The organism is Arthrobacter sp., assembly GCF_030540645.1.
Classification (GTDB): Bacteria; Actinomycetota; Actinomycetes; order Actinomycetales; family Micrococcaceae; genus Specibacter.
Genome location: NZ_JAUNVV010000057.1, coordinates 1 through 23,974 on the forward strand (window position 1 = coordinate 1; position 23,974 = coordinate 23,974).

Here is a 23,974-nt window from a genome sequence, read left to right on the forward strand (position 1 = left end):
ACTCGCGACATCCACCTTGGCAAGGTGGTGCTCTACCAGCTGAGCTACAACCGCAGAAGTAACATTTTCCTAGCCGTTCGCGTTTCCGCTTCGGTAGTCCGTGTTGCTGCGGTGAAAACATTACCTGAGCTTTTTCCCAAACACCAAATCGGCCACGTCTCGGCGTGGTTTGCCTGGCTTCCGGAGGGCCGAAATCGTTGAATTGACGCGGATTTCACGTTTACGCTTCGAATTACAACGCTGTCATTTAGAGGTCCTTTTATGCCGTTTTCGCGCTTTTCGGCAGAAATTGGTGCTGAGGCGCTCGTCACATTCCCGCTTTTGACGCACGACGCCGGCCACTTCCCGCTCATTTTTCGCCACCTTGGCTCTCGGTCGGGCCAGGTTCAAAAGGGACGATTATGAGTGGACGGCAGTTTGGGCTATTGTTTTGAACGCACCAAGGAAAGCGCACGGTCCGCCTGACGGATTGGGCAGCAGACTTTGGGCGATTGGCGCAGTGGTAGCGCGTTCCGTTCACACCGGAGAGGTCACTGGTTCGAACCCAGTATCGCCCACCAAGAAGGAAAGCCCCTTTGATCAGCACTAACGCTGGCCGGAGGGGCTTTTTTATGTTTTCGTACCCGGGCCCGTCAGCTGGGGTCTGTCAACGGGCGGCGAGGTTTTTGGCGATGTGTTGGGCGAAGGCTGCCATCCAGTGGCGAAAGAACTCAGCCGTGTCCGGATCTGCCACGGCGCCATCGTCGGCGATGAGCCCGTCCGTGAACTTGATGTACCCTTCCGGCTGTCCCATCGATGGTGCGTCCAGGAAGGCAAGGACATTTTTGAGGTGCTGCTGTGCCATGGCCGTTCCGAACCCCCGGGAGGCGCCGATCGTTGCTGCGGGCTTTCCCTTGAAAATGTTCTCTCCCGCGGGTCTGCTCCCCCAGTCAATGGCATTCTTCAGCGCACCCGGAATGGACCTGTTGTACTCGGGCGTGACAAAAAGTACGGCGTCCACGTTGGCTATGGAGGCCTTGAAGGCGGCCGCCTCCAAGGGATACGCAGCGTCAAGGTCTCGGTTGTAGAGGGGAAGGTTGGCGTACCCAATCTCAACCAGTTCAAGTTCTGTCGGTGCAACAGCCACAAGGGCGTTGGCGAGTTTGCGGTTGATGGATTGGCTTGACAGGCTTCCCACGAAGTATCCAACACGGTAAGTCATGGCAGGACCCGCCCCTTCTCTAGCTGGCCCGCTGGGCCGACGTATACATCTACAAGAACAGCAACCACGGGGCAGGAATTCCCGGGCGGATGCTGCTGCACCTGCCACGCAGATCGCCGACACGATCCGTGGAAACGCCACGTGTCGACACCCCTGAACCCGCTCAGTATGCTTAGGGCCGTGACCGACGGGCAGAGAACACCGAAGTACACCCCCGATCCGCGTCGCTGGCGGGTCCTGATGGTTCTCGTCGTCGCGCTGTTTATGTCATTGATCGACGTGAGTATTGTCAACGTGGCGCTGCCGTCGATTCAGACGGGACTCAACGCCTCCCATTCCGAGTTGCAGTGGGTGCTTTCCGGCTATGCGCTGACGTTCGGAATAGGCCTGGTCTCAGCGGGCCGCGCGGGAGACATCTTCGGTCGCGGCCCCTTGTTCATCATTGGTGTTGCACTATTTACGCTCAGTTCCGCCGCAGCAGGATTTGCGCCCGACGCCCTCTGGCTGAACATCTCCCGTGCCGTGCAGGGCATAGCTGCGGGTCTTTTCAACCCGCAGACGATCGGCATGATCCAACAGTATTTCCGCGGTGCAGAGCGGGGGCGCGCGTTCGGTGTCTTTGGCGGCGTGGTGGGCGTCTCAGTGGCGGCGGGGCCAATCCTTGGTGGCCTGCTCATCCACTGGTTTGGGGTGGCCGAAGGCTGGCGGTGGGTGTTCTTCGTGAACCTCCCGGTGGGCGCCCTCGCCGTCGTGCTTGCCTTCCTGTGGCTTCCCAAACCGTTGCTGAACAGCAACCGGCAACGCGATCCCGCGCTGGCAGAGCCAGCACTGCCGAAGCAGAGTCGGGATTTGGACATGGTGGGTGCGGTCCTTTTGGGGCTGGCAGTGGTCGCAGTGCTCTTCCCCTTCCTGCAGCCGCGGGAAACGCCGTTGGTCTGGGCGGTCCTCTTCGCCGGCGTCGCACTTCTGGGAGTGTGGCTGTGGTGGGAGCAGCGCTACAAGCGCCTTGGCAAAAGCCCCATGGTTGATCTGGCGATCTTTCAAGTGAAGAGCTTCGCCAATGGAACGTTGCTCGTCAGCTTGTACTTTTTGGGCATGACCAGCGTTTGGGTGCTGGTCGCGCTGTACTTTCAGGAGGGGCTCGGTCACACCGCCCTGGCCAGTGGGATGGTGGGGCTGCCCAGTGCCATCGCCTCGGGCATCGCAGCTCTTTGGGGCGGACGCAAGGTCGCGACCTATGGACGAAAGGTGGTGATCGGCGGCCTGTATGTAGGTTTGTTCGGACTCGCCGCCAGCATTCTCGTGGTGTGGCTGCATTCGATGGGCGCGGCCAATGAATGGTGGCTGCTGCTGAGCCTTGCTTTCGTTGGGGTGGCACAGGGTTCTGTTATCAGTCCCAATCAGGCGCTCACCTTGGCTGAAGTACCACTGGAGTATGCGGGAAGCTCGGGCGGGATCATGCAGACCGGGCAGCGCATCGGAACCTCGGTGGGCATAGCCGTCATCACCGCACTCACCTTCACGGTGTTGGGCTTCAGCAACTGGTCTGTCGCGCTGATCACTGGGTTCACGGCAATCTTTGTGGTGCTGATCCTCGCGCTGGTTGTCGGCTATGCGGACCTGCGCTCACGCCATGTGGGCGACTCCCCGCTGCCGTAACAGCGGACCACACACACCACCGGTCCCCAGGTAACCTCAGTGGGCGACCTTCAGGCCAACAATGCAGCCCACCAGGCCCAGCAGAAGCAGGATCTTCACCAGTGAGACCGTTTCCGTGCCCGTGAGCATGGCATAGCCAACTGTCAGTGCCGCCCCGACGCCCACCCACACGGCGTAGGAGGTTCCAACTGGCAGGGTCCGCATCGCCCAGGCCAAGCCGAGCATACTGGCCACAATAGCCACGACGAACACGATGCTGGGACCGATTTTGGTCAAGCCCTCGCTTTTTCCCAATGCCGTGGCCCACACGGCCTCCACCATGCCCGAAAGAATCAAAACAAACCACGCCATGAAAACCATCTCCTTGACGCCGTCTTGTCGCTGACCGGGTACGGCGCACCTCGTCCGGGTGCCATGTGGCAATGAACAGTGTCCCACATGGAAAATAGAATACGGCAGACTCACAGAAATTTTGTCTTGACATTAAAGACGCGCCAACTATGCTGTAAAAAGTTGGGGCGCACAGACCCCAGGAGTGAAGGGAGGTGCCTGTTGTCTATTTTTGACGATATCAAGGGCAAGGCCGAAGGATTGATCAATGGACATGAAGACGCCATCAAGGATGGTGTTGAAAAGGCCGGTGACTTTGTTGATTCAAAGACCGGCGACAAGTTCAAGGATCAAATCGATGGAGCTCAAAAAGCTGCGTCCGACTATGTAGACGGCGCAGGAAAGTAGTTCCCCTTCGCTCTTGTCTAGAGCGTCAAAGAAGGCGCCGGTCCCGTCGTGAAGACGGCACCGGCGCCTTTTCGCTTTAACCTCGCCTTGACTGTGGAGACTGTTCCCGGAGCCAGTCAGCCCACGGGCTGCGCAGCGGCCCCTTCGGCCGCTTCCTGCGCTTCACGCGCCAGGGCGGTCAGGCGCGACACAGCCCGGAAGTACTTCTTTTGGTAGCCGCCGGTCATCATCTCATCGGTGAATAGTTGGTCAAGCGGTGCACCACTGGCCAGAATCGGCACATCCCTGTCATAAAGCCTGTCAGCAAGCACGACAAAGCGCAGGGCAACGGCCTGCTCGGTGATGGTGGCAACGTTGCGCCACACCACGGCGTCGATCCCGTCAAGCATCTGCCTATAGCGTGAGGGGTGGACGCCAGCCAGGTGGTCCACCAGTGTGCCAAAGTCGTCCACGGCCACCGTCTGGTTCCCAAAGTCGGCCCGCATGCGCGCATCAAGGTCGCTATTGGCCACCGGTTCCGGCGGGGTGGGCAGACCACGGTGGCGAAAGTCCTCCCCGTCAATGTGCAGAATCTCGAACTGGTCTGCCAGGACCTGAATCTCCCGCTGGAAGTCGACGGCGGCAAAACGTCCGTCTCCCAAGGAGCCCGGCAACGTGTTGGAGGTCGCCGCCAGCTTCACACCGGCGTCGGCCAATTCACGCATCAACCGCGACATCAGCACCGTGTCACCCGGATCATCGAGTTCAAACTCGTCGATGCACACCAGCTTGTACTGACTCAGCGCCTCCACCGTCTTGCGGAAGGACAGTGCGCCAACCAGGTTGGTGTACTCCACGAACGTTCCAATGGCCTTGGGCCCCTCCACCTCATGCCACAGTGAGGACAACAGGTGGGTCTTGCCCACACCAAACCCGCCATCAAGGTAAACCCCGGCCCGTTTGCCCGCCGCGGAGCCCTTCGCCGATCCTTTGGACTTGCCGCCAAACAACCTGCGCAGCCCGCCTGCCGGTTTCGCCGACGTGCCAGCGGCAAAGTCCTGCAACAAGGTCACTGCTTGGGATTGTGAGGGCTGGTTCGGGTCCGGCCGGTACGTGTCAAAGGAAACTTCGCCAAAGCGCGGGGACGGGACAAAACCCTGCAGCAGTTCCTCCACCGAGACGGCCGGGCGGCGGGTGGACAATTGTTCAACTTGTACCAAGGACGATTCCGATCATAAAAATTCTTCTGCCAGCGCATGCCGGGCACAGCACACGGCTCATGGAGACAACAATACCCACGCCATATTGCGTTGCGTTAACGCCGAAGGAAGTAAACAGTTGCCCAACTCGTTACGCTGATAGATAAGGAATAGCTGCTGCACCCAGTATTTTCGCGGCGGCACGCCATTCTTCACCTCACGGTCACGGAACAGTCCCGGAAATACCCGGGATGGCCCCAGCCTGAGCAGTTTACGAGAAAGGGCATCATGCCTGTTGCAGTTGAATCGAATGAAAAGTTTGCAGCCTACGCCCACCCCGAGCGTCTGGTTTCCACCCAGTGGCTCGCCGAGGCCATTGCCAGCGGCGCCACTTCCAACGGCGGCCTCGTCGTCGTGGAATCCGATGAAGACGTGTTGCTGTACGAGACCGGCCACATCCCCGGAGCGGTAAAAATTGACTGGCACACAGACCTGAACGACGACGTCACCCGGGACTACATTGACGGCGCTGCTTTCGCTTCGCTCGCCGCGGCCAAGGGCATCTCCCGCGACACCACCGTTGTGGTTTACGGGGACAAGTCCAACTGGTGGGCTGCCTACGCGCTGTGGGTTTTCACCTTGTTCGGCCACGAAGATGTTCGCCTGCTCGACGGCGGCCGCGACAAGTGGATTGCCGAGGGCCGCGAGCTCACCACCGACGCCACGGCCGTCACCCCCTCCGCCGGCTACCCGGTAGTGGAACGCAATGACGCCCCCATCCGCGCCTACAAAGAAGACGTCCTTGCCCACTTCGGCAAGCCGCTGATCGACGTGCGCTCCACCGAAGAGTACACCGGGGAACGCACCCACATGCCCGCCTACCCCCAGGAGGGCACGCTTCGCGGCGGCCACATTCCCACAGCTGCTTCCATCCCGTGGGCCCGGGCAGCAGCCGACGACGGCACCTACCGCAGCCGTGAAGAACTCGAAGCCCTGTACCTGGGTGAAGCCGGACTGGTCGAAGGGGACGACGTCGTGGCCTACTGCCGCATTGGCGAGCGTTCCAGCCACACCTGGTTCGCACTGAAATACCTGCTCGGCTTCGACACCGTCCGCAACTACGACGGCTCATGGACCGAATGGGGCAACGCAGTGCGCGTCCCCATCGCCGTCGGCACCGAACGCGGCGAAGTGCCCGGCAAGAACTAGTCCCCAGCTTCTCCCCTTTGCCGGGTCGCTGACGACCCGGCAAAGGGGGCCCTCGAAGCTGTGGGCCCACCACGCCCGGGGCCGAAATTTTCCTCTGTTTTACCTTCCGTCGAAAAGAAACGTACGCTTTAGCTGATGACTACTTCACAAGCACTTCCCCCCACATTGGCTGAGATCGTCAACGATTTCCAGGAACTGGAAGAACGCGACCGCCTGACGCTGCTGCTGGAATTCTCCCGTTCCCTGCCACCGCTGCCTGAGCGGCTCACAAATCATCCTGAGCTGCTCGAACAGGTGGTGGAATGCCAGTCGCCGCTGTTCCTGACGGTCGAATCGGAAAAGACCGAAAACGGCGAAGTCGTCCGGCTCTATTTCCAGGCGCCCCCCGAAGCACCCACCACGCGAGGTTTCGCCTCGGTATTGTTCGAAGGTCTTGACGGGTTGACGGCGGAGGAAATCCTTGCCGTCCCCGACGACATGCCGAACCAATTGGGCCTGACCCGCGCTATCTCGCCCCTGCGCATGCGCGGCATGAGCGCCATGCTTGGCCGCGTGAAGCGCAAGATCAGTGGCGGACTCCGCCCGGCTGCGTAGTTCACCCGATGGCTAAGAAACCAGCAGCGGGGGCAAGCACCCCAGCAACTGTTGCGCTGACGGCCGCCAACGTTGCCTTTACGCCCCACAGCTATGCGCACGACCCTGCCGCCACCAGCTATGGCATGGAGGCGGCCACGGTTTTGGGCATCGACCCTGAGCGTGTGTTCAAGACGCTTGTGGCGGACGTGGGCGGCACGCTCGCAGTGGCGATCGTGCCCGTCAACGGAACGCTGGATCTGAAGGCCTTGGCTCACGCACTAGGCCACAAGAAGGCCGCCATGGCCGATCCTGCCCTCGCGCAGCGGCGCACCGGCTACGTGCTCGGCGGCATCTCCCCGTTGGGCCAGCGCCAGCAATCCCCCACCGTCCTTGACGCATCGGCGCTGGATCATGAGACCATCTTTGTCTCCGGCGGGCGGAGGGGGTTCGACGTCGAACTGTCCCCCACCGACCTCATTGCCCTGACCCAGGCCACGACGGCGAAGATCGGCCACCCTGCCTGAGTCCGCAGGGGTGGCGCAGACGCTTTAATCCCGCGGCAGCCCGTGCCTGCCGAGCCGTGGCCGCAGCCAGCACTCCACCACGTTCTCCCACCGCACCGGATCAACGTTCCATTCCTTCGTGTGCCCGGCCTTGCTGAACGGTTCAAACGTGACCATCTCGGGATTCCGCTTCGCCAGTTCAGCCGTCGGCTCGTAGGGGACAAAGTCGTCGTCAATACTGTGCAGGATCAACGACGGCGTGCGCAGCTCCACCGCCCGGGATACCCAGTCCATGCTCTTGAAGTTGACCGGGGCGGCCAGTCCGGTTATCCGCTGCCCCAGCGGGTGCGTCAGCATGAGCTGGGCGTAGCGGCCAATGTAGTCCGGCATGCGGTTCAGCTGTGCCTGGTGGGCCAGCACATTCACCCAGTTGATGACGGGCGCATCCAACACCAGCGCCAGCACGTGCTTGCGGTTACGGGCCAGGTCAGCCGTCTGCAGGCTGATGGCCCCACCCATGGAGAAGCCAAACAGCACCACGTCCTTGGCGCCGCGGGCAATGGCGAAATCGATGGCGGCTTCCACATCGGCCCACTCCGTGACCCCCAACCCATACCGGCCGTCGGGCGCGGCGGGGGCATCGCCGTCGTTCCTGTAGGACATCAACAGCGCGTTCATGCCCAGACGGTGTGCCGTGGGGACGGTGCGCAGGCCCTCGGTGCGGGTGGCGCCACGGCCATGGACCATGATGGCCCACGTATGCCCGGGATTCCGGGCCGGCAGCAGCCAGGCAGGTGCCGGGCCCACCGGAAGCTCCAACGTGACGTCTTCGTAGCGCAGGCCTGCTTCATCCGGGTTCGCGTACAGGCTCCCGGTCCACCAGCCGGACGTGGCGGTGCGCAAATCCCCGCCATGGACGGCCACCACTTCACGGGTGACGCTGCCTTCGCGTGGGACGTAGGAAATGATGGGGCCAATGATGGCATGGGCGCGGCTGTCATTGAAGTACAGCCCGTAGGTCCCGTCAATGATGGTGTCGGCGGTGGCTTCCAGCACTACCTGGAGCTTGGGCCCGTCGGGGATGACCGCCAGAATCGCGAGGTCGTCCACGCGCTGTTTTTCCGGTGTCACCACACGCCGGGCAAAGTAAGCGGCAAGCCCCGCGGTGGCCGTCACCACCGCAAGCGAGCCCACTCCTGCTGCTGCGGCGCCCAAGACACCCCACTTGAGCCAAACATTTGACGGTTGTTCAGAGGTAGCCATGCTCCTATTCTGCCCACCAGCGTGGGGCCACGTCGAGCGGCACACCGGCGACACCGGCAACATTCTTTCCACAACTTTTCCCGCACATCCTGCCGCGCCGCAGTGCTTCCGTCGTGTTGGAGCTTATGCTGGTGCCATGAGCGACGCCATCATCATTTTGACCGAAGAACCGCTAACCGCCGTTGACGTGGCTAACATCACCGATCTGTACGGCCCTGACGACGACGTTGAGCTGGTGCTGTTGGTTCCTGCCGATACAAAGCGCAACCTCTTTGTCGACGTCATTGACCAGTTGACGATGCTTGACCTGCCAGGTGCGCTACGGGAAATCCGTGAGAAGCCCGACGCCGAGACCGTCCGTGCCGAGGCGAGCGAGATTTTGGCGACGTCGCTGGCCGTGCTTGAATCCGTCGGGGCGAACGCCACCGGGGCTGTTGCCGAGGGCAACGCCGTTGCCTCCCTCGTGGCAAAGGTCGGGGAGATGGAGGCGCGCCAGGCTGTGGTGGTGACCCGCCCGCACGCTGTTGCCGACACGTTCCGCCAGGACTGGGCGCACCAGGCGCAACGCAAGCTGGGGCTTCCCGTTTTGCATTTGTACTCCGATTCGGGATTTATTGGCGACTCCTGAGCGTTGTTGAAAGTATGACAACTTCTGAAACTCCTGCTGCCCCGTCCGTCGTCAAACCCGATGCCCAATGGCGTGAAGAGCTCAGTGCCGCCGAGTACCAGGTGCTGCGCAAGGCCGGCACCGAAAGGCCCTTCACCGGCGAATACTGGGACTCCACCCAGGAAGGCGTGTACGAGTGCCGGGCCTGCGGCGCCGAATTGTTCAGCTCCCGGGAAAAGTTCTCCTCCCATTGCGGCTGGCCCTCCTTCTTTGCCCCACTGGCCGACGGCACCGTGCGCTACCTGCATGACAACACGATGGGCATGAAGCGCGTGGAGGTTCGCTGCACCGCGTGCGACTCCCACCTGGGCCACCTCTTCGAAGGAGAAGGCTATGACACGCCAACCGATGAGCGTTTCTGCATCAACTCCATCTGCCTGACGCTGCGGGAAGGCCCACGGGAACTGTCGCCCGAAGCTCCTGGCAAGGACTGAGCACGAGAGTTTCTTATGCTCAGTCGTCTTTCACATTAGTTTTCCTTTCCCATTGCTACGCTGAAATCAAGGCCGCAGGCATGCCCTGCCGGCTCAACGAAGCAAGGAGGACGCGATGAGCATCACCATGGAAAACACTGGCACGGCCAGCACCTTTGACTACACCACTCTGGCCCTGGACCCCGCATGGTTGGGGTTGAAGAACGCCGCGACACTCCTGTCGGAGCTGCAGGTCAAGGACGGGTCCGTACCCGATCCCGCTGACCACGCCGCGGCCACTGCCTATATCGAGACCATTCAAGCCTCCATCATGGAACTGGCTCGGTATTTTGAGCATGACCGCGGGTACCTGGATCTGCTGGTTGCAGACTTCAGCAAATGGGTTGGCGGCGGGTTGGGTGTGCCGGACTTCCTTGACTCGCTCATGGCCTTCACCCCGCAGCAACACCGCGTCGACGGACTGGGCCACTTGGTGGTCTTCCCCATGTACACGCAGAACGGCTCCACCTCCCGCCACGTCGAAGCTGTTCTGGTGGAGGCCATCTGGCCCGAGTTCATCGGTGAACTCGAAGCGGGAAGCTACTCCAACAAGCTGTTCGTGCCGCTGCGGTTCATTGACTTCACCCCCGGCTATGACAGCAACTCCGCCGTTTTGTTCCCGGAGAGCGTGGCCGTGCGCGAAACACCCAGCTTCACGTGGGGCGCCATCTTCCAGGACCGCGAAGCCGCCAGGTTCCGCCGTGTGGTCCGGGAGGCCGCCAAGGTCACCCGGCTCGACTTGCCGGCAGACGCGCTCGAGCTTCTGGACAGCCAGGGGCTGACCGAGGAAACCTTTGTCATGTGGGACCTGATCCACGACCGCACACACATGCGCGGTGACCTGCCCTTTGACCCGTTCATGATCAAGCAGCGCATGCCGTACTTCCTGTACTCGCTGGAGGAGTTGCGCTGCGATCTGACCGCGTTCCGCGAATCCGTCGCCGTGGAGAACGACGAAAAGGCCTCCCCAGACGCACGTAGACACGCGAAGCTCGTGCAGTACGCCGTCATCTTTGACAGGATCTTCCGCTTTGCCATCACCGGTACCCGGGTGCGCAACTACGACGGCCTGGGCGGGCAGCTGCTGTTCGCCTGGCTGCACCAGCACCACGTGCTGCACTGGACGGACACCAAGCTGAGCATTGACTGGGCCAGCGTTCCGGAAGTTGTGATTGCGCTCGGACATGAGATTGAGGACCTCTACTGGCGCTCCATCGACCGTCCCAAGCTGGCGCACTGGCTGGCCGCTTATGATCTGGTCTCCGCCACACTCACGCCCAACCCCGCATCCACCTGGGCCAAGGGGCCCGACGCCCTGCCATTGACAGGCCCGATGCGTGAAATCACGGATCAGGTCATGGATGACGAATTTCCGCTCTCCATGTTCTACGAGGCGCTGAACAAGAAGATGAAGGCAGTGATCGAGTCCACGGCCGGAATCACCGGTGCCAGCGCATCCGTAAATTAGGACGGCAACTGCAAGTGGGTACTGTAGGGAACATGACTGATTCTTCCTTGGCAGCTCCCCTGGTGCTGGTGGCCGGCGGCAGCAGTGCCGCTGGCATTGCCGTGGCCCGCGAGTTGCTTTCTACTGGCATGCGTGTGCTCACCGTAGGGTCCGACGCCGGACGCATCACGGCGGCGGCGGAGTCCGCCGGCGGTGCCGTCCCCCTGGTGTGCGACCTGGCGGACCCTGAGGCGGTTAGAGAGCTTGCAGAGAAGATCCACACAGACTTTGGGCCCCTTGACGGGCTCATCCATCTGGTGGGCGGCTGGCGCGGGGGTACTGGCATAACCGGTCAGATCGACGCCGACTGGGACTTCCTGCACACCTTGGGGATGACCACGCTGCGCAATACGAGCCGGGAGTTCTACGACGATTTGGCAGCCTCGCCCGTGGGCCGGCTGGCGATCGTCTCCTCCACCGCCGTGACTGCACCCACTGCGGACAACGCCAACTACGCCAGCGTGAAAGCCGCTGCCGAAAGCTGGGTCCAGTCCGTGGCCCAAGGGTTCGGGAGCCAGGCTGGGAGTTCCAGTGCCGCCGTCGTCCTCGTGGTGAAGGCACTGGTGGATCCGGCGATGCGCGAACGCTCTCCCGAACGCCGCTTCCCCGGCTTCACGGACGCGGCGGAGCTGGGACGTTCTGCAGCGGGCTTGTTTGCCCGGCCAGCCAGTGAACTCAACGGCGCTCGGCTCATACTTGACCAACTACCAAAGAAGCAAGGCGAACAGTGACCAACGGCAGCACCCACACCACACAGGACACCGCACCCAACTCGGCACTCGACTCGGCGCAGCACCCGATCACGTTGCACGACCCCACGCTGATCAGCTTTGCCTCGGACAACTATTCCGGCGTGCATCCGGAGGTCCTCGCAGCCCTGGCTGCGGCCAATGGCGGGCACCAGGTGGCATACGGCGGCGACGACTACACGGCCCGCTTGCAGCAGGAGATGTGCCAGCTGTTCGGCAAGGACGTGGAGGTGTTTCCCGTCTTCAACGGCACGGGTGCGAACGTACTGGCCCTGCAGTCGCTGCTGCCGCGCTGGGGGGCTGTGGTGTGTGCCGGGACCGCCCACATCAACATGGACGAGAACGGAGCGCCCGAGCGGGTGGGCGGCATGAAGCTGCTGCCGGTCGCCACGCCGAATGGGAAATTGACGCCGGAGCTCATTGACAAGGAGGCCTGGGGTTTCGGCGATGAACACCGCGCCCAGCCGCTGGCCGTCTCCATCACCCAGACCACCGAGTTGGGCACCTGCTACACGCCGGAGGAAGTGCGCGCCATCTGCGATCACGCGCATTCGCTGGGCATGAAGGTGCACATGGACGGCGCGCGGCTGGCCAATGCCGCCGCGTTCCTGGGTGTTCCGGTGCGGGAGTTCACCTCCGACGCCGGTGTGGACGTGTTGTCCTTTGGCGGCACGAAGAACGGGGTCATCTTTGGTGAGGCGGTGGTGGCGCTGAATCCGGCCGCCACGGATGGCTTGATCTTCCTGCGCAAGATGAACATGCAGCTGTCCTCGAAGATGCGTTTCATCTCCGCCCAGCTGCTGGCCTTACTGTCGGACGGGCTATGGCTGCGCTCGGCCGGGCACGCGAATGCGATGGCCGCCACGCTGCGCGCCGCCGTGCAGTCCCTGCCCGGTGTCCATTGCACGCAGCCCACCGAATCCAACGGTGTTTTTGCCGTGCTGCCCGAGGGCGTCGCGGAGCGGTTGCGCACGAAGTTTCGCTTCTACGACTGGGATGAGGGCGCCCGCGAGGTGCGTTGGATGTGCTCATTCGACACGCAGGAGTCGGACATTTCCGCGTTTGTGGCAGCTTTGCAAGCCGAGCTGGCAACCTAGGCTCTCAGCGGGTGCGGCGCGCCTGCCACGCTTTGCCCCGGTGGAGTCATAGCCTGCCAGTGTGACTGTCACGCAGCAGCTTCCCGCTGATTTCCAACTGGCCTTGGCATCGCTGCGCGCCGCAAGTGTCCGCAGCGAGATCATGCTGGCGGAAGTTCCGGCCCCAGCACGGCTTGCCCCCTATGGTGTGGCGTTGGGTGCGGAAATCATGGTTGACGGCGAGGAAGTGGCCACCGGCCGCTTCATTCTGCTCCACGATCCGCATGGTTCTCCGCTCTGGGACGGCACGTTCCGCATCGTGACCTACGTCCGCGCACAGCTGGAAGCCGACATGGGCAACGACTCCCTACTGGGCAACGTCGCCTGGGCGTGGCTCGTTGAGGCGCTGGAGGAACAGCACGCCGGCTATACAAGCGCCGGCGGAACAGCCACCCGAGTCCTGTCCGAAAGCTTCGGCACGCTCGCCGCCCGCCCCGACGCCATCGACATCGAACTGCGCGCCTCCTGGACTCCCACGGACACCTCGGTCCGCCCACACTTGGAGGCGTGGGCCAACATTGTGTGCACTTTTGCCGGTTTACCACCCGTGCCCGACGGCGTGACCTTGCTTCCGCAGCGGCGCACCAGGGGCCACTGAGTCTTGTGCCTACTTCCATTCACGACGGCGCTGCTGGCTGTTCGGTAGACTAGGGGCACCATGACCAATGCAGAAACAAGCTCACACAGCCGCGCCAGGGACATAATGTCCACCCAGTACAACGGCCACAGCCCGGCCTCCAGCACCTCGATCAGTGCCCCGCCCAGCAACTCACCCGGCAATTCAGCGGGCCGTTCAGTGGGCACCACCACCGACGTGGCCTCCACCCCGCTGACGTCCGTGGTCATTGACGGCCAGCATGTGGAACTGGGAGATCTGCCCGAGATTGTCGAGCTGAACATGCCCCAGGACGGGATCCCCGCCGTCGTGGAAACCGAACCTGCCCTCAAACGGTGTGCGGCCGCCCTTGCCAGCGGCAGCGGCCCGGCAGCTGTGGACACTGAGCGCGCCTCCGGCTTCCGCTACGGCCAGCGCGCCATGCTGGTACAGATCCGCCGCGAAGGTGCCGGTACGTGGCTCATCGACCCCGAAGCGTTTTCCGATCTGAAGATCATTGATGAAGCGCTGCGCGGAGTCGAATGGATTTTGCACGCAGCCAGTCAGGACCTGCCCTGCCTGGCCGGCGTCGGCATGTGGCCCGACAAGCTTTTTGACACGGAACTTGCTGCCCGTTTGGCCGGCCTGCCGCGTGTGGGTTTAGGCGCCGTCGTGGAGTCCCTGCTGGGCTACCACCTGGCCAAGGAGCATTCCGCAGCCGACTGGTCCACACGCCCGCTGCCCGAGCCGTGGCTGCGCTACGCCGCTCTGGATGTTGAAGTTCTGGTGGATCTGGAAGAAGAACTCGTTGCCCTGCTGCACAACGATGGAAAGCTTGACTACGCAGCGCAGGAGTTCCAGCACCTTGTCGATTCAGGGGTGCCGGCGCCGCGCGTTGACCCCTGGCGGCGCACCTCCGGCTCACACACCATCCGCAACCGCACCCAGTTGGCGGCCGTGCGGGAACTGTGGCAGACCCGCGAAAAGCTGGCTGAACACCGTGACATAGCACCGGGCCGGCTCATCCCCGACTCCGCCATCGTGGCCGCAGCCAAGGGCATGCCGTCCACGGTTCCAGCACTGCTGGCACTCTCGGGTTTCCACGGCCGCTCGGCCAAGCGGGACGCCCCCAAGTGGCTGCACGCCATTCAAACGGCCAAGAACGGCACCGAGCCGCCGCCACTTCAGGTCTCCAGCAACGCCCCGCCACCGCCCCGCGTCTGGGCTGAGCGAGACGTCGAAGCTGCCGCCCGCTATGCCACGGCGCGTGCACGTTTGGGCGAGCTGGCCGAAGAACTCAACATCCCTGGGGAAAACATCCTCACACCGGACTTCCTCCGCCGCGTGTGTTGGCGTCCGCCGTCGGACATCACCCAGGAAACGGTGTCCACCCAGCTGGCCGAACTCGGCGCACGCACGTGGCAGATCGAAATCACCGCGCCCATGCTCACCGAGGCCTTGGCACACCCTGATCCGCTGCCGCCGAAGGACTCCAAGGACTCCAAGGAGTCCAGAAACGGTAGCCAATAGCGAAGCAGTCCAGCACTGGACGTGCCCGGATCTTGCTCCTCAACGGGAGTGGCGGGACCAGCGGTATTCCAGTTCCGGGCGACCCGGGGAGCCGTGCCTGGGTGCCTTAGCGGCAGAACCGGCCTCCACCAGATGATCCAGATAACGTCTGGCGGTGACACGGGACATGGCAAGAGACGTTGCCGCCTCGGTGGCTGACGCTGGAACGTCCTGCTTCCGCAGCCAATCAGACACGGAGGCGAGGGTTTCCGGAAGCATTCCCTTCGGCAGCACCAGCTTCCCGGTGGGGCGCAGCTGGGACAGTGCTCGGTCAATGGCGTCCTGGGAGGTGTGGGTCCTGTCCGTGAGCTCATCGTGGTAGCTGCGGTAGCTGTCCAACTTCTCCCGAAACGCCGCGAAGCTGAATGGCTTGATCAGGTAGGCGCTGATACCCAGCGCAATGGCGGAGCGGACCACGTGAACGTCCCGCACGGCCGTGATAGCCACGACGTCGGGCACCAGGCCCAACCCATGGATGCGGCGCAGGAGGTCCAACCCGTGCCCGTCGGTGAGGTTCATATCCAGCAGAATCAGCTGGACTGGCCCGACGGCGGGATCGTTCAACACGGCCAGTGCAGCCCCCATCCCGTGGGCCTCGGCAACCACTTCGAAGCCCTCCAACCGGCGCACATAATCTGCATGGGCGGCCAAGGCGATGGGTTCGTCATCCACCACGAGCACCCGAATTGTGTGGGGATCGCTCATGACTGAGACCCTACGTGTGGCAGCGGTCTCAGCGGCACCACTACAGTCATGACGGCGCCACCGTCATTCTCACCGGCGACGGTACCGCCCATCGCGGCGGTGGCCCGGCGAATCAGTGCCATGCCATAACCCCGTCCGCCTGGGGCAACGGACACTTTGCCGGTGGTGCCAACCCTGCCCAGCACGTCGAGGTCCGTGGTAGGCAGGCCGAAGCCGTTGTCTGCCACCGTGATCGTCAAAGACCCGTCAGCGACCAGCAGGTCCACCCACACCGTGGGCGTGGCGGCACCATCGACGGCTGCTGGTGACCCGTGGACTGCGGCGGCGTCGATGGCGTTGTCCACCAAGTTGCCCAGCACCGTCACGAGTTCGCGGCTGTCCACGGTGTCCGGCGGCAGGCTCCCGGATGACGTCACTTCAAGGCTGACACCGCTTTCATCGGCTTGGGCGCGTTTGCCCAACAGCAGCGCGGCAATGAAGGGCTCGTCCACTGTCCCGACAAAATCTCCTCCGAACTGCACACTCTCGGCATGCTCCGCAGTGGCAAAGGACAGAGCTTCCCGAGGTCGGTCCAATTCGATGAGGGAGATGATGGCGTGCAGACGGTTCGCGTGCTCGTGTGTTTGGGACCGCAAAGCCTCCACGAGGGTTTCGGTGCTGCTGAGACTGCCGGCAAGGGCAGTCAATTCGGTATGATCCCGGAGGGTGGCCACCGTTCCCGCAGGGACATTGCTCCCCGGGGCAAGGGCAGGCCTTTGGCTGACAACAAGAAGCCGGTCGCCCGCCAAGTGGACCTCATCGGTGGCGGTGCGTCCACTCTCCAGTAGATCCCGGAGCGAATCGGGCACACCCATGGCCGCGAGCCGGCGCTTCGCGGCGGGGGCAACGCTGGCACGCGCCCGGCGGGTCAACGGCGCAGTTCTTGTTGCGGGCTCGGTTGCCGGATCCGGGTGGTCGATGCCCAGCAGAAGGGCGGCGTGGTCGTTGTACAGCACCATGGACCCACCGGTGTCCACAAGAATCAGCCCCTCCCGCACCGAATGCAGCACGGACTCGTAATAGGCAAACAACTGACCCAACTCCTCCGGCCCCCAACCGAAAGTTACCCGTTCGAGGTACCGGCCCAGAGCCCAGGCGGCCAGCGAACCGGCCAGCAGTAGAGCCGCGGCGAGCCCCAGCACTACTGGCAGCCGAGCAGCCACGAGCACTTGGACATTGCTGACAGTCACACCAGCGGCCACCATGCCCTGCACCGTGCCGGATGAGTCCTTGATGGGCGCAATGACACGCACAGAGGGACCCAAGGTCCCCGTGGTGGTTTCAGAGAAGACGCTGCCCGCCTTCGCTTGGGCCATCGACCCCAGATATGACTTGCCGATTTCCGCCGGGTCGGGATGGGTCCAGCGGACGCCGTCCGGATCCATGATGGTGATGAAATCCACCTGCGCATCGCGCATGACGACTTTGGCGTAGGGCTGCAGCACAGCTGTTGGATCGGACTCGCCAGCTGCCGCAACCACAAAGGGGGAATCAGCCAGTGCCGTGGCGACCGAAAGCATGCGCTGGCTTGTCTGCGCATAAGTGCGGGAGGCGGCGTCGGACACCAGGAACATGGACACCGCGGCAGTCAGCAGCACCACGAAAAACAAATTGGCAACGAACAGCCTGCGGGCAATGCTCCAGCCACGCCACACCATGGAAAACCTTTCGTACGACCAATATGAACACAACGGTGAGATAAGTCACGTTGGTGGGCAATCTTGTGTGAGGGGGATCGCACACCCCACCCACCAATGCTAGTCACCAAGATGATCGGGAGTCACCATGAGCTTTCAAGGACGAGGCAAAGTCGGCATGTCCAAGCCAAAGCGGCGCAGGATGGACAAGACCCACTGGCTGTATATCGCCGTCATTGCCGCGGTGGTTTTCGGCGCGGCAATTGGCCTGCTGGCACCGGAGCTGGGCAAGGCGCTAAAACCGCTGGGCACCATGTTCATCGCGCTGATCAAGATGGTGATTGCGCCCATCATCTTCTGCACCCTGGTGATCGGTGTCGGCTCGATCGCCAAGGCCACCACGGTGGGCAAGGTGGGAGGCCTTGCACTGCTGTACTTCATGATTATGTCCACAGTCGCCCTGGGCATCGGCCTGTTGGTGGGCAATATCATTCATCCAGGTTCAGGACTGAAACTTCAGCCCTACAGCGCAGCAGCCGGCGCGCAGGAGAACGCAACCGTGAAGTTCCTGATGGAAATGATTCCCGGCGACATCCCCGTGCTGCCCACTCTGGTACTGGCCCTGATGGTCGGTTTCGCACTCCAGTCAATGGGCAAATCCGGTGAGCCGTTCCTCTACGCCGTCAAGCAACTCCAAAAAGTGGTGTTCAAGCTCATGATGATGATCATGTGGCTGGCCCCTGTCGGCGCCTTCGGTGCCATCGCCGCCGTCGTGGGTGCCACAGGTTGGGCCGCGATCGGTTCCATGGCCATCCTCATGGGGGCGTTCTATCTGACCTGCGCCCTGTTCATTGTCATAATCCTCGGCTCCATGCTGCGCCTGGTGACCGGGCTGAACATCTTCGCCCTGATGCGTTACCTGGCCCGCGAATACCTGCTGATCTTCGCCACGTCCTCCTCTGAATCCGCCCTTCCCCGCCTGATGGCCAAGATGGAGCATGCTGGAGTGTCCAAGCCAGTTGTGGGCATCACCGTGCCCACCGGTTACTCGTTCAATCTTGACGGCACCGCCATTTACCTCACCATGAGCGCACTCTTCATCTCCACGGCGATGGGCCTTCCGATGAACTTGGGGGAACAGATCGGCCTGCTGGTGTTCATGGTCATTGCTTCAAAGGGTGCCGCCGGTGTCACGGGCGCCGGACTCGCCACCCTCGCCGCCGGCCTGGCCGCACACAAGCCGGTACTGCTGGACGGCATGGGCGTGATTGTGGGCATCGACAAGTTCATGTCCGAGTGCCGCGCACTGACCAACTTCACCGGCAACGCCGTCGCCACCTTGCTCATTGGCAAGTGGACCCGCGAGCTGGACATTGACAAGGCCCGGGCCGTCCTCTCAGGCCGCGACCCCTTTGACGAGCTGTCGATGGACGACGACGAACACGGCTCCCAGCCTTCCTCAGGTATTGAATCCCCCGCCGTGGACGACAACGCACCCCTGCCGTCACCCCATGTTGAAAAGCCTGTTCCGGCTTACGTCTAGGACTGTTGGATCACAGCAGGCGGCCCTCTTAGTTGAGGTGCCGCCTGCTTTTGACCATCATGTTACTCACGAGTAACATGATGTGTGACACAGTCGTCCTCCTCTTGAGTAGGCTTGGCGACACCCGTTGTTTGCACTTGAGGAGCGTAACGTGAGTCAGAATCGCCAAGTTAGGGACGTGGTCTTCGTTGACGGCGTCCGCACACCCTTTGGACGGGCCGGGGAAAAGGGCATCTATGCCGACACCCGAGCCGACGACCTTGTGGTCAAATGCATCCGTGAGCTCATGCGCCGCAACCCGCAGCTTCCGGCCGAACGCATTGACGAGGTGGCCATCGCCGCCACGACCCAGACCGGTGACCAGGGCTTGACCATAGGACGCACCGCAGCGCTTCTGGCGGGACTCCCCCAGTCGGTGCCCGGCTTCGCGATCGACCGGATGTGTGCCGGCGCCATGACTGCCGTGACCACCACGGCGTCGGGGATCGGCTTTGGCGCGTACGACGTCGTCATCGCCGGCGGTGTGGAGCACATGGGCCACCACCCCATGGGATCAGGTGCCGACCCCAACCCGCGCTTCATGTCAGAACGCCTGGTTGACCCGGCCGCCCTCAATATGGGCAACACTGCCGAGAATCTGCACGACCGCTTTCCGGCCATCACGAAGGATCGCACCGACGCGTACGCCGTGGCGAGCCAGGCCAAGCTGGCCGCCGCCTACCAGAATGGGCAGATCCAGCCCGATCTGGTCCCCATCGCCACGCTGAAACCTGGCCAGGGATGGACCGTGAACACGGTGGATGAGCCGCCGCGCCCTGGTACCTCGCTGGCGGATCTGGCCGCACTGCGCACCCCTTTCCGCGCCCACGGGCGGGTTACCGCGGGCAATGCCGCCGGCTTGAACGACGGCGCAACCGTGGCACTTTTGGCTTCTGCCGACGCTGCCGCCGAGCTGGGCCTGCCCGTCAAGATGCGCCTCGTCAGCTACGCGTTTGCCGGTGTGGCACCAGAAGTGATGGGGATCGGTCCGGTTCCAGCCACGGAAAAGGCACTCAGGAACGCTGGATTGAGCATTGCGGACATTGGCCTGTTTGAGATCAACGAGGCCTTTGCCGTTCAGGTGCTGACGTTCCTTGACCACTTCAACATGGCCGACGACGACCCCCGCGTCAATCGCTACGGCGGCGCCATCGCCGTGGGGCACCCGCTGGCCTCCTCGGGCGTCCGGCTCATGAACCAGCTGGCCCGCCAATTCGCCGAAGACCCTACCGTGCAGTACGGCATGACAACCATGTGCGTCGGGCTCGGCATGGGCGGCACCATCATTTGGGAGAACCCGCACTTCGTCCCCAGCGGCTCCCCCGCCTCGCAAGCTCGGCCGGGTACCCCTGCCGCCGTGGCCCCTGACTCAGCCCACACCTCGCAAGCTCGGCCGGGTACCCCTGCCGCCGTGGCCCCTGACTCGGCCCCCGCCTCCGCCGCCTCGAATACCGCAACCACGGAAGGGGACGCATCATGAGCGCCCAGGATTTCACCAAGCTCGCCGTACTGTTTCCCGACGAAGTGGTGACGCACTCCTACGTCCAGGACATTGCCCTGCCCGGCGTCGACGGCGCCCCGAGCGCGGGCACCTTTGCCCTCGTCACCCTCGACAACGGCCTGGACCACCGCCGGCCCACCACACTGGGTCCCAACTCGCTCGTGGAGTTTGGCACGGTGCTGGAAGCCCAACGTGTGCGCGCAGCCAAGGGTGAGATCGCTGGCGTCGGCGTCACCGGCAAACCGTTCTTCCTGGCGGCCGGGGCAGACCTTTCCGCTGTCAAGGGGCTCAAGGACAGGGAGGCCGGGTTGTGGATGGCACAGCTGGGCCACGACGTTTACTCCACGCTGAACAACCTTGGGGTTCCCAGCTTTGTGTTCATCAACGGGGTGGCACTGGGCGGCGGGCTGGAAATTGCGCTCAACGCCAACTACCGCACCGTGTCCACCGGCGCCGGTGCGCTGGCCCTGCCAGAAGCGTTCCTGGGCCTGGTGCCCGGCTGGGGCGGGGTGTACCTGCTCCCACGTCTGATCGGCCCGGCCAACGCCGTGCAGGTCATGATTGAGAACCCGCTCTCCAACAACCGCACACTCAGCGGTGCGTCCGCCTACAAGCTCGGCATTGCCGACGCCCTGTTTGAACCGGCTGACTTCCTTGAGCAGTCACTGAACTGGGCTGCCCGTGTCCTGGCAGGCGCGGAGACGCCTGCGCGGCCCAACGCCGTGGCCGAACCGCTCAGCGAGGAAAACAGCGTGGCGTGGGATGCCGCCGTCGTGCGTGCCAAGAAGTTTGTCGAGGCCAAGACCTCAAACGCGGCTCCTGCCCCGGCGCGCGTCATCGAGCTGTTGGAGAAGGGCAAGAACTTTAGCAAGGCGGAGTCCTTTGCCGCGGAGGACCAAGCGCTGGCGGAGCTCATGCAAACCCCGCAGTTCCGCGACACCGTCTATGCGTTTCTGGATTTGGTGCAGAAGCGTGCCAAACGTCCTGCCGGCGCTCCGGATCCCAAGCTGGCGCGTCCGGTGACAAAGGTCGGTGTGGTGGGTGCCGGGCTCATGGCCGGGCAGTTTGCGCTGCTGTTTGCACGCCTGCTGAAGGTGCCGGTGGTCATGACGGACATCGACCAGGAGCGCGTGGACCGCGGCGTTGGCCATGTGCATGCCGAAGTGGACAAGCTGTTGGGCAAGGGCCGGATCAGCCAGGATGCGGCCAACCGGACCAAGGCGCTCGTGACTGGCTCCGTGTCGAAGCAGGCGTTTGCGGACGCCGACTTTGTCATCGAGGCCGTGTTTGAGGAACTCAACGTCAAGAAGGCCGTGTTTGCCGAGGTGGAGGCTATTGTCTCCCCCGAGTGCATCCTGGCCACTAACACGTCCTCGCTGTCCGTGACGGCCATGGCCGAGGACCTGGTGCACCCCGAACGTGTGGTGGGCTTCCACTTCTTCAACCCCGTGGCGCTCATGCCGCTGCTGGAGATTGTGCGGGCACCGAAGACCGACGACGCAGTGCTGGCCACCGCGTTCGCCACGGCCAAGGCGCTGCGCAAGAGTGCGGTACTGGTAAAGGATGCGGCGGCATTCGTGGTCAACCGGGTGCTGCTACGCCTCATGGCGGAGGTGTCCAAGGCCTTTGACGAGGGCACCGACGCGGCCGTGGCGGACAACGCGCTGCGCCCCCTGGGCCTGCCCATGACGCCGTTCAACCTGCTGGCCATGGTCGGCATCCCCGTGGCACAGCATGTGACGGAATCACTGCATGCTGCTTTTGGCGACCGGTTCCACATCTCCTCCAACCAGCAGGCGCTCATCAATGCCGGACTGAAGGGATTGTGGGAATCTGCCGAGGATGGAACCCAGCACATTCCTGAAAGCACGCTGGCATTGCTGGACTTTGGCAACTCGCCGTCCACCGCGGAGGAGCTACTGCACAAAACCCAGGATGCCCTGGCCGAGGAGATTGGACTCATGCTGGACGAGGGTGTGGTGGCCGGGCCGCAAGACATTGACCTGTGCATGATCCTGGGTGCCGGCTGGCCCATGCACCTGGGCGGGATCACCCCGTATCTTGACCGCGTGGGTGCGTCGGACCGGGTCAACGGGAAGCTGTTCCACCCCGTCGCCTAGTATGTTCGGCCCAGCATTCCCGTTCCCACGGAATTCCCGGCACGACGCCGGGCCCGCACCTTGAAACAAAAGGTGTGGGCCCGGCGTGGTTCTTGGCGTACCTATTCGCGTGTGAGCGTAAGCGCCAGGCTGGGAATGAAGAAGGACAGGAGAAAGACCGGCAGGATGCTCTTCCCGCCGCAGCGGAAACTGGCAACGTCACCGTCGGCGAGGCTGAACGTCTTGATACGGCTCGATTTTCGGCCGTCCCGGACTTGCAGGGTGTGTTGACCCGCAGCCAGGGGCATTTCAATACTTTTGTTCATTTCCACAGATCCAGCCGGATCCCCGTCGACGAAAACCTGATAGGTGTCGCGACGCACCTCGACCCCAATGGCGTGGTGCCGCAACCTCAGGGTTGCGCTCATGATGTTCTCCCGCCTGTTCCATAGCGTGGCGCCTGAAACACCACCTGTGCTGAAATGTACCACCGTTCCGGTTTCGTCATACCGCCCTCCGGGCTGGAAGAATGGGGGCATGACTGTTGAGCCTTCCCTGACCCGTCGATCGACCCTGCGCATCACCACGGCAGCCAGCGGAGCCGCCTGTGCACTGGCCCTGGCAGGCTGTGCACCCTCCGCGAATGACATCCGCGCCAAGGGCAAGGCGCCAGCCGAAATCCCCGCCACTGGAACCCCGCACCAGGTGGGCAAAGTTTCCGAACTTCCGGTGGGCAGCACTGCTGCGGCTACGGCCGGGGATGCCGAAGTGATGCTCTTCCGCCCCGATGAAACCACTGTGCTGGCCTATAGCGACATCTGCACACATGCCGGCTGCAAGGTAGCCCCCAATGGCGCCGACTTCAAGTGCCCCTGCCATGGGACCGTGTTCAAAGGCAGTGACGGAACCGTGGTCTCCGGACCGGCCAAGTTGCCGTTGCCGCGCTATGCCGCCGCCATTGACGGCGAGTGGATTACAGTCAGTGTCTGAGCCCGCAGTGGCTCAAATGCCTGCAGTCCTGCAGGGAAATATCTGTATCCGGCCACTGTCCACCCACGACGCCGGGCCTCTCGCCACTGCCTATGCGCGCAACCGTGCCTATCTGCAACCGTGGGAGCCTGTGCGTCCCGACGAATTTTACGCGGAGTCCGGCCAGCGAGCGGCGGTTGCGGGTGCACTCCACGAGGACGCCGCCGGACGCTCCGTGCACTGGTTGCTGGCCGACGCGGATCGCGTGGTGGGCAGGATTTCCCTCACGGACATAGTGCACGGGGCATTTCTGAACGGACATGTGGGCTACTGGGTGGATGAAGACTTCCAGCGGCGTGGCCTGGCCACGGAAGCGTTGGCACATGTGTGCCACGTGGCGGCTCAGCAAGGTCTGCACC

Annotated in this window: 25 protein-coding genes, 1 tRNA gene and 1 riboswitch; of the genes, 19 read left to right on the forward strand and 7 right to left on the reverse strand. The window is 63.0% G+C overall.

Annotation, left to right across the window (positions count from 1 at the left end; all coding sequences use genetic code 11):
- Both Q4P21_RS11155 and Q4P21_RS11160 read left to right on the forward strand, forming a co-directional pair.
- On the forward strand, positions 1-201 hold a 201-nt coding region (locus Q4P21_RS11155; protein ID WP_303388842.1), incomplete at its 5' end, for a hypothetical protein.
- A gap of 284 nt (positions 202-485) precedes the next feature.
- Positions 486-560: transfer RNA gene (locus Q4P21_RS11160), tRNA-Val, on the forward strand.
- Positions 561-646: 86 nt separating this feature from the next.
- Here the strand turns inward: Q4P21_RS11160 and Q4P21_RS11165 are convergent.
- Complete coding sequence (locus Q4P21_RS11165) at positions 647-1,201, reverse strand: NADPH-dependent FMN reductase (protein WP_303388843.1); 555 nt, start codon at positions 1,199-1,201, stop codon at positions 647-649.
- Positions 1,202-1,381: 180 nt separating this feature from the next.
- Here Q4P21_RS11165 and Q4P21_RS11170 point away from each other — a divergent pair, with 180 nt between their 5' ends.
- A complete protein-coding gene (locus Q4P21_RS11170) occupies positions 1,382-2,860 on the forward strand; it encodes an MFS transporter (protein ID WP_303388844.1) in 1,479 nt (492 codons plus the stop codon).
- A gap of 36 nt (positions 2,861-2,896) precedes the next feature.
- Here Q4P21_RS11170 and Q4P21_RS11175 read toward each other — a convergent pair whose 3' ends face one another.
- Positions 2,897-3,211 carry a multidrug efflux SMR transporter gene (locus tag Q4P21_RS11175; protein WP_303388845.1) on the reverse strand — a complete coding sequence of 105 codons (315 nt, stop codon included), beginning with the start codon at positions 3,209-3,211 and terminating at the stop codon, positions 2,897-2,899.
- 13 nt (positions 3,212-3,224) lie between these two features.
- A riboswitch (guanidine-III (ykkC-III) riboswitch) is annotated at positions 3,225-3,286 on the reverse strand.
- Between the two features lie 126 nt (positions 3,287-3,412).
- On the opposite strand from Q4P21_RS11175, the gene Q4P21_RS11180 reads away from it, so the two are divergent.
- Positions 3,413-3,598, forward strand: a complete 186-nt coding sequence (locus Q4P21_RS11180; protein WP_303388846.1) for an antitoxin — start codon at positions 3,413-3,415, stop codon at positions 3,596-3,598.
- Positions 3,599-3,714: 116 nt separating this feature from the next.
- On the opposite strand, the gene zapE is transcribed toward Q4P21_RS11180, so the two are convergent.
- Positions 3,715-4,797 (reverse strand): cell division protein ZapE, encoded by a 1,083-nt coding sequence (gene zapE, locus Q4P21_RS11185; protein ID WP_303388847.1) that lies wholly within the window; start codon positions 4,795-4,797, stop codon positions 3,715-3,717.
- 267 nt (positions 4,798-5,064) lie between these two features.
- Here zapE and Q4P21_RS11190 point away from each other — a divergent pair, with 267 nt between their 5' ends.
- From Q4P21_RS11190 to ybaK, 3 genes are all read left to right on the forward strand, one after another.
- Positions 5,065-5,985 carry a sulfurtransferase gene (locus Q4P21_RS11190; RefSeq protein WP_303388848.1) on the forward strand — a complete coding sequence of 307 codons (921 nt, stop codon included), beginning with the start codon at positions 5,065-5,067 and terminating at the stop codon, positions 5,983-5,985.
- 135 nt (positions 5,986-6,120) lie between these two features.
- Positions 6,121-6,579: a SufE family protein gene (locus Q4P21_RS11195; protein ID WP_303388849.1), complete on the forward strand. Its 459-nt coding sequence runs from the start codon at positions 6,121-6,123 to the stop codon at positions 6,577-6,579.
- Positions 6,580-6,587: 8 nt separating this feature from the next.
- Positions 6,588-7,085, forward strand: a complete 498-nt coding sequence (gene ybaK, locus Q4P21_RS11200) for a Cys-tRNA(Pro) deacylase (protein WP_303388850.1) — start codon at positions 6,588-6,590, stop codon at positions 7,083-7,085.
- A 24-nt stretch (positions 7,086-7,109) separates the two neighbouring features.
- Here the strand turns inward: ybaK and Q4P21_RS11205 are convergent, their stop codons facing one another.
- Complete coding sequence (locus tag Q4P21_RS11205) at positions 7,110-8,327, reverse strand: alpha/beta fold hydrolase (RefSeq protein ID WP_303388851.1); 1,218 nt, start codon at positions 8,325-8,327, stop codon at positions 7,110-7,112.
- A gap of 136 nt (positions 8,328-8,463) precedes the next feature.
- Here Q4P21_RS11205 and Q4P21_RS11210 point away from each other — a divergent pair, with 136 nt between their 5' ends.
- The 7 genes from Q4P21_RS11210 (at position 8,464) to Q4P21_RS11240 (ending at position 14,984) form a co-directional block, all read left to right on the forward strand.
- The gene (locus tag Q4P21_RS11210) at positions 8,464-8,955 is read left to right on the forward strand and encodes a hypothetical protein (RefSeq protein WP_303388852.1); all 492 of its coding nucleotides are present in this window, start codon (positions 8,464-8,466) and stop codon (positions 8,953-8,955) included.
- Positions 8,956-8,969: 14 nt separating this feature from the next.
- A complete protein-coding gene (gene msrB, locus Q4P21_RS11215) occupies positions 8,970-9,428 on the forward strand; it encodes a peptide-methionine (R)-S-oxide reductase MsrB (protein WP_303388853.1) in 459 nt (152 codons plus the stop codon).
- Between the two features lie 127 nt (positions 9,429-9,555).
- The gene (locus Q4P21_RS11220) at positions 9,556-10,935 is read left to right on the forward strand and encodes a DUF6421 family protein (RefSeq protein ID WP_303388865.1); all 1,380 of its coding nucleotides are present in this window, start codon (positions 9,556-9,558) and stop codon (positions 10,933-10,935) included.
- A 32-nt stretch (positions 10,936-10,967) separates the two neighbouring features.
- Positions 10,968-11,705, forward strand: coding sequence for an SDR family oxidoreductase (locus Q4P21_RS11225; RefSeq protein WP_303388854.1), 738 nt, complete (start codon positions 10,968-10,970; stop codon positions 11,703-11,705).
- Between the two features lie 68 nt (positions 11,706-11,773).
- Positions 11,774-12,820 (forward strand): low specificity L-threonine aldolase, encoded by a 1,047-nt coding sequence (locus Q4P21_RS11230; protein ID WP_303388866.1) that lies wholly within the window; start codon positions 11,774-11,776, stop codon positions 12,818-12,820.
- Positions 12,821-12,881: 61 nt separating this feature from the next.
- On the forward strand, positions 12,882-13,457 hold the full coding sequence (locus tag Q4P21_RS11235; RefSeq protein ID WP_303388855.1) for a DUF3000 domain-containing protein: 576 nt from the start codon (positions 12,882-12,884) through the stop codon (positions 13,455-13,457).
- A gap of 60 nt (positions 13,458-13,517) precedes the next feature.
- A complete protein-coding gene (locus tag Q4P21_RS11240; protein ID WP_303388856.1) occupies positions 13,518-14,984 on the forward strand; it encodes a ribonuclease D in 1,467 nt (488 codons plus the stop codon).
- A gap of 39 nt (positions 14,985-15,023) precedes the next feature.
- On the opposite strand, the gene Q4P21_RS11245 is transcribed toward Q4P21_RS11240, so the two are convergent.
- Together Q4P21_RS11245 and Q4P21_RS11250 are read right to left on the reverse strand one after the other, a co-directional pair.
- Positions 15,024-15,728 carry a response regulator gene (locus Q4P21_RS11245; protein ID WP_303388857.1) on the reverse strand — a complete coding sequence of 235 codons (705 nt, stop codon included), beginning with the start codon at positions 15,726-15,728 and terminating at the stop codon, positions 15,024-15,026.
- The gene (locus tag Q4P21_RS11250) at positions 15,725-17,425 is read right to left on the reverse strand and encodes an ATP-binding protein (RefSeq protein ID WP_303388858.1); all 1,701 of its coding nucleotides are present in this window, start codon (positions 17,423-17,425) and stop codon (positions 15,725-15,727) included. Before Q4P21_RS11250 ends, Q4P21_RS11245 begins: the two co-directional genes overlap by 4 nt.
- Positions 17,426-17,552: 127 nt before the next feature.
- Here Q4P21_RS11250 and Q4P21_RS11255 point away from each other — a divergent pair, with 127 nt between their 5' ends.
- The 3 genes from Q4P21_RS11255 (at position 17,553) to Q4P21_RS11265 (ending at position 22,607) form a co-directional block, all read left to right on the forward strand.
- Entirely contained in the window at positions 17,553-18,947 is a 1,395-nt protein-coding gene (locus tag Q4P21_RS11255) for a cation:dicarboxylate symporter family transporter (RefSeq protein ID WP_303388859.1), read from the forward strand.
- Positions 18,948-19,098: 151 nt separating this feature from the next.
- Positions 19,099-20,466, forward strand: a complete 1,368-nt coding sequence (locus Q4P21_RS11260; protein WP_303388860.1) for an acetyl-CoA C-acyltransferase — start codon at positions 19,099-19,101, stop codon at positions 20,464-20,466.
- The gene (locus tag Q4P21_RS11265; protein ID WP_303388861.1) at positions 20,463-22,607 is read left to right on the forward strand and encodes a 3-hydroxyacyl-CoA dehydrogenase NAD-binding domain-containing protein; all 2,145 of its coding nucleotides are present in this window, start codon (positions 20,463-20,465) and stop codon (positions 22,605-22,607) included. The genes Q4P21_RS11260 and Q4P21_RS11265 overlap by 4 nt, the downstream gene beginning before the upstream one ends.
- A gap of 101 nt (positions 22,608-22,708) precedes the next feature.
- Here Q4P21_RS11265 and Q4P21_RS11270 read toward each other — a convergent pair whose 3' ends face one another.
- Complete coding sequence (locus tag Q4P21_RS11270; RefSeq protein ID WP_303388862.1) at positions 22,709-23,014, reverse strand: hypothetical protein; 306 nt, start codon at positions 23,012-23,014, stop codon at positions 22,709-22,711.
- A 109-nt stretch (positions 23,015-23,123) separates the two neighbouring features.
- Here Q4P21_RS11270 and Q4P21_RS11275 point away from each other — a divergent pair, with 109 nt between their 5' ends.
- A complete protein-coding gene (locus Q4P21_RS11275) occupies positions 23,124-23,576 on the forward strand; it encodes a Rieske (2Fe-2S) protein (RefSeq protein ID WP_303388863.1) in 453 nt (150 codons plus the stop codon).
- Positions 23,569-23,974, forward strand: a 406-nt coding sequence (locus Q4P21_RS11280; protein ID WP_303388864.1) for a GNAT family N-acetyltransferase, incomplete at its 3' end; no start/stop codon positions are given. The genes Q4P21_RS11275 and Q4P21_RS11280, both read left to right, overlap by 8 nt.

Bases quoted from the DNA above. Each gene is read 5' to 3' on its own strand.
- Q4P21_RS11275 (WP_303388863.1), top strand. From the start codon at position 23,124: ATGACTGTTGAGCCTTCCCTGACCCGTCGATCGACCCTGCGCATCACC.
- Q4P21_RS11165 (WP_303388843.1), bottom strand. From the start codon at position 1,201: ATGACTTACCGTGTTGGATACTTCGTGGGAAGCCTGTCAAGCCAATCC.
- ybaK (WP_303388850.1), top strand. From the start codon at position 6,588: ATGGCTAAGAAACCAGCAGCGGGGGCAAGCACCCCAGCAACTGTTGCG.
- Q4P21_RS11205 (WP_303388851.1), bottom strand. From the start codon at position 8,327: ATGGCTACCTCTGAACAACCGTCAAATGTTTGGCTCAAGTGGGGTGTC.
- Q4P21_RS11175 (WP_303388845.1), bottom strand. From the start codon at position 3,211: ATGGCGTGGTTTGTTTTGATTCTTTCGGGCATGGTGGAGGCCGTGTGG.
- Q4P21_RS11195 (WP_303388849.1), top strand. From the start codon at position 6,121: ATGACTACTTCACAAGCACTTCCCCCCACATTGGCTGAGATCGTCAAC.
- Q4P21_RS11270 (WP_303388862.1), bottom strand. From the start codon at position 23,014: ATGAGCGCAACCCTGAGGTTGCGGCACCACGCCATTGGGGTCGAGGTG.
- Q4P21_RS11240 (WP_303388856.1), top strand. From the start codon at position 13,518: ATGACCAATGCAGAAACAAGCTCACACAGCCGCGCCAGGGACATAATG.
- Q4P21_RS11255 (WP_303388859.1), top strand. From the start codon at position 17,553: ATGAGCTTTCAAGGACGAGGCAAAGTCGGCATGTCCAAGCCAAAGCGG.
- Q4P21_RS11220 (WP_303388865.1), top strand. From the start codon at position 9,556: ATGGAAAACACTGGCACGGCCAGCACCTTTGACTACACCACTCTGGCC.
- msrB (WP_303388853.1), top strand. From the start codon at position 8,970: ATGACAACTTCTGAAACTCCTGCTGCCCCGTCCGTCGTCAAACCCGAT.
- Q4P21_RS11190 (WP_303388848.1), top strand. From the start codon at position 5,065: ATGCCTGTTGCAGTTGAATCGAATGAAAAGTTTGCAGCCTACGCCCAC.
- Q4P21_RS11245 (WP_303388857.1), bottom strand. From the start codon at position 15,728: ATGAGCGATCCCCACACAATTCGGGTGCTCGTGGTGGATGACGAACCC.
- Q4P21_RS11250 (WP_303388858.1), bottom strand. From the start codon at position 17,425: ATGGTGTGGCGTGGCTGGAGCATTGCCCGCAGGCTGTTCGTTGCCAAT.
- Q4P21_RS11210 (WP_303388852.1), top strand. From the start codon at position 8,464: ATGAGCGACGCCATCATCATTTTGACCGAAGAACCGCTAACCGCCGTT.
- Q4P21_RS11225 (WP_303388854.1), top strand. From the start codon at position 10,968: ATGACTGATTCTTCCTTGGCAGCTCCCCTGGTGCTGGTGGCCGGCGGC.
- Q4P21_RS11265 (WP_303388861.1), top strand. From the start codon at position 20,463: ATGAGCGCCCAGGATTTCACCAAGCTCGCCGTACTGTTTCCCGACGAA.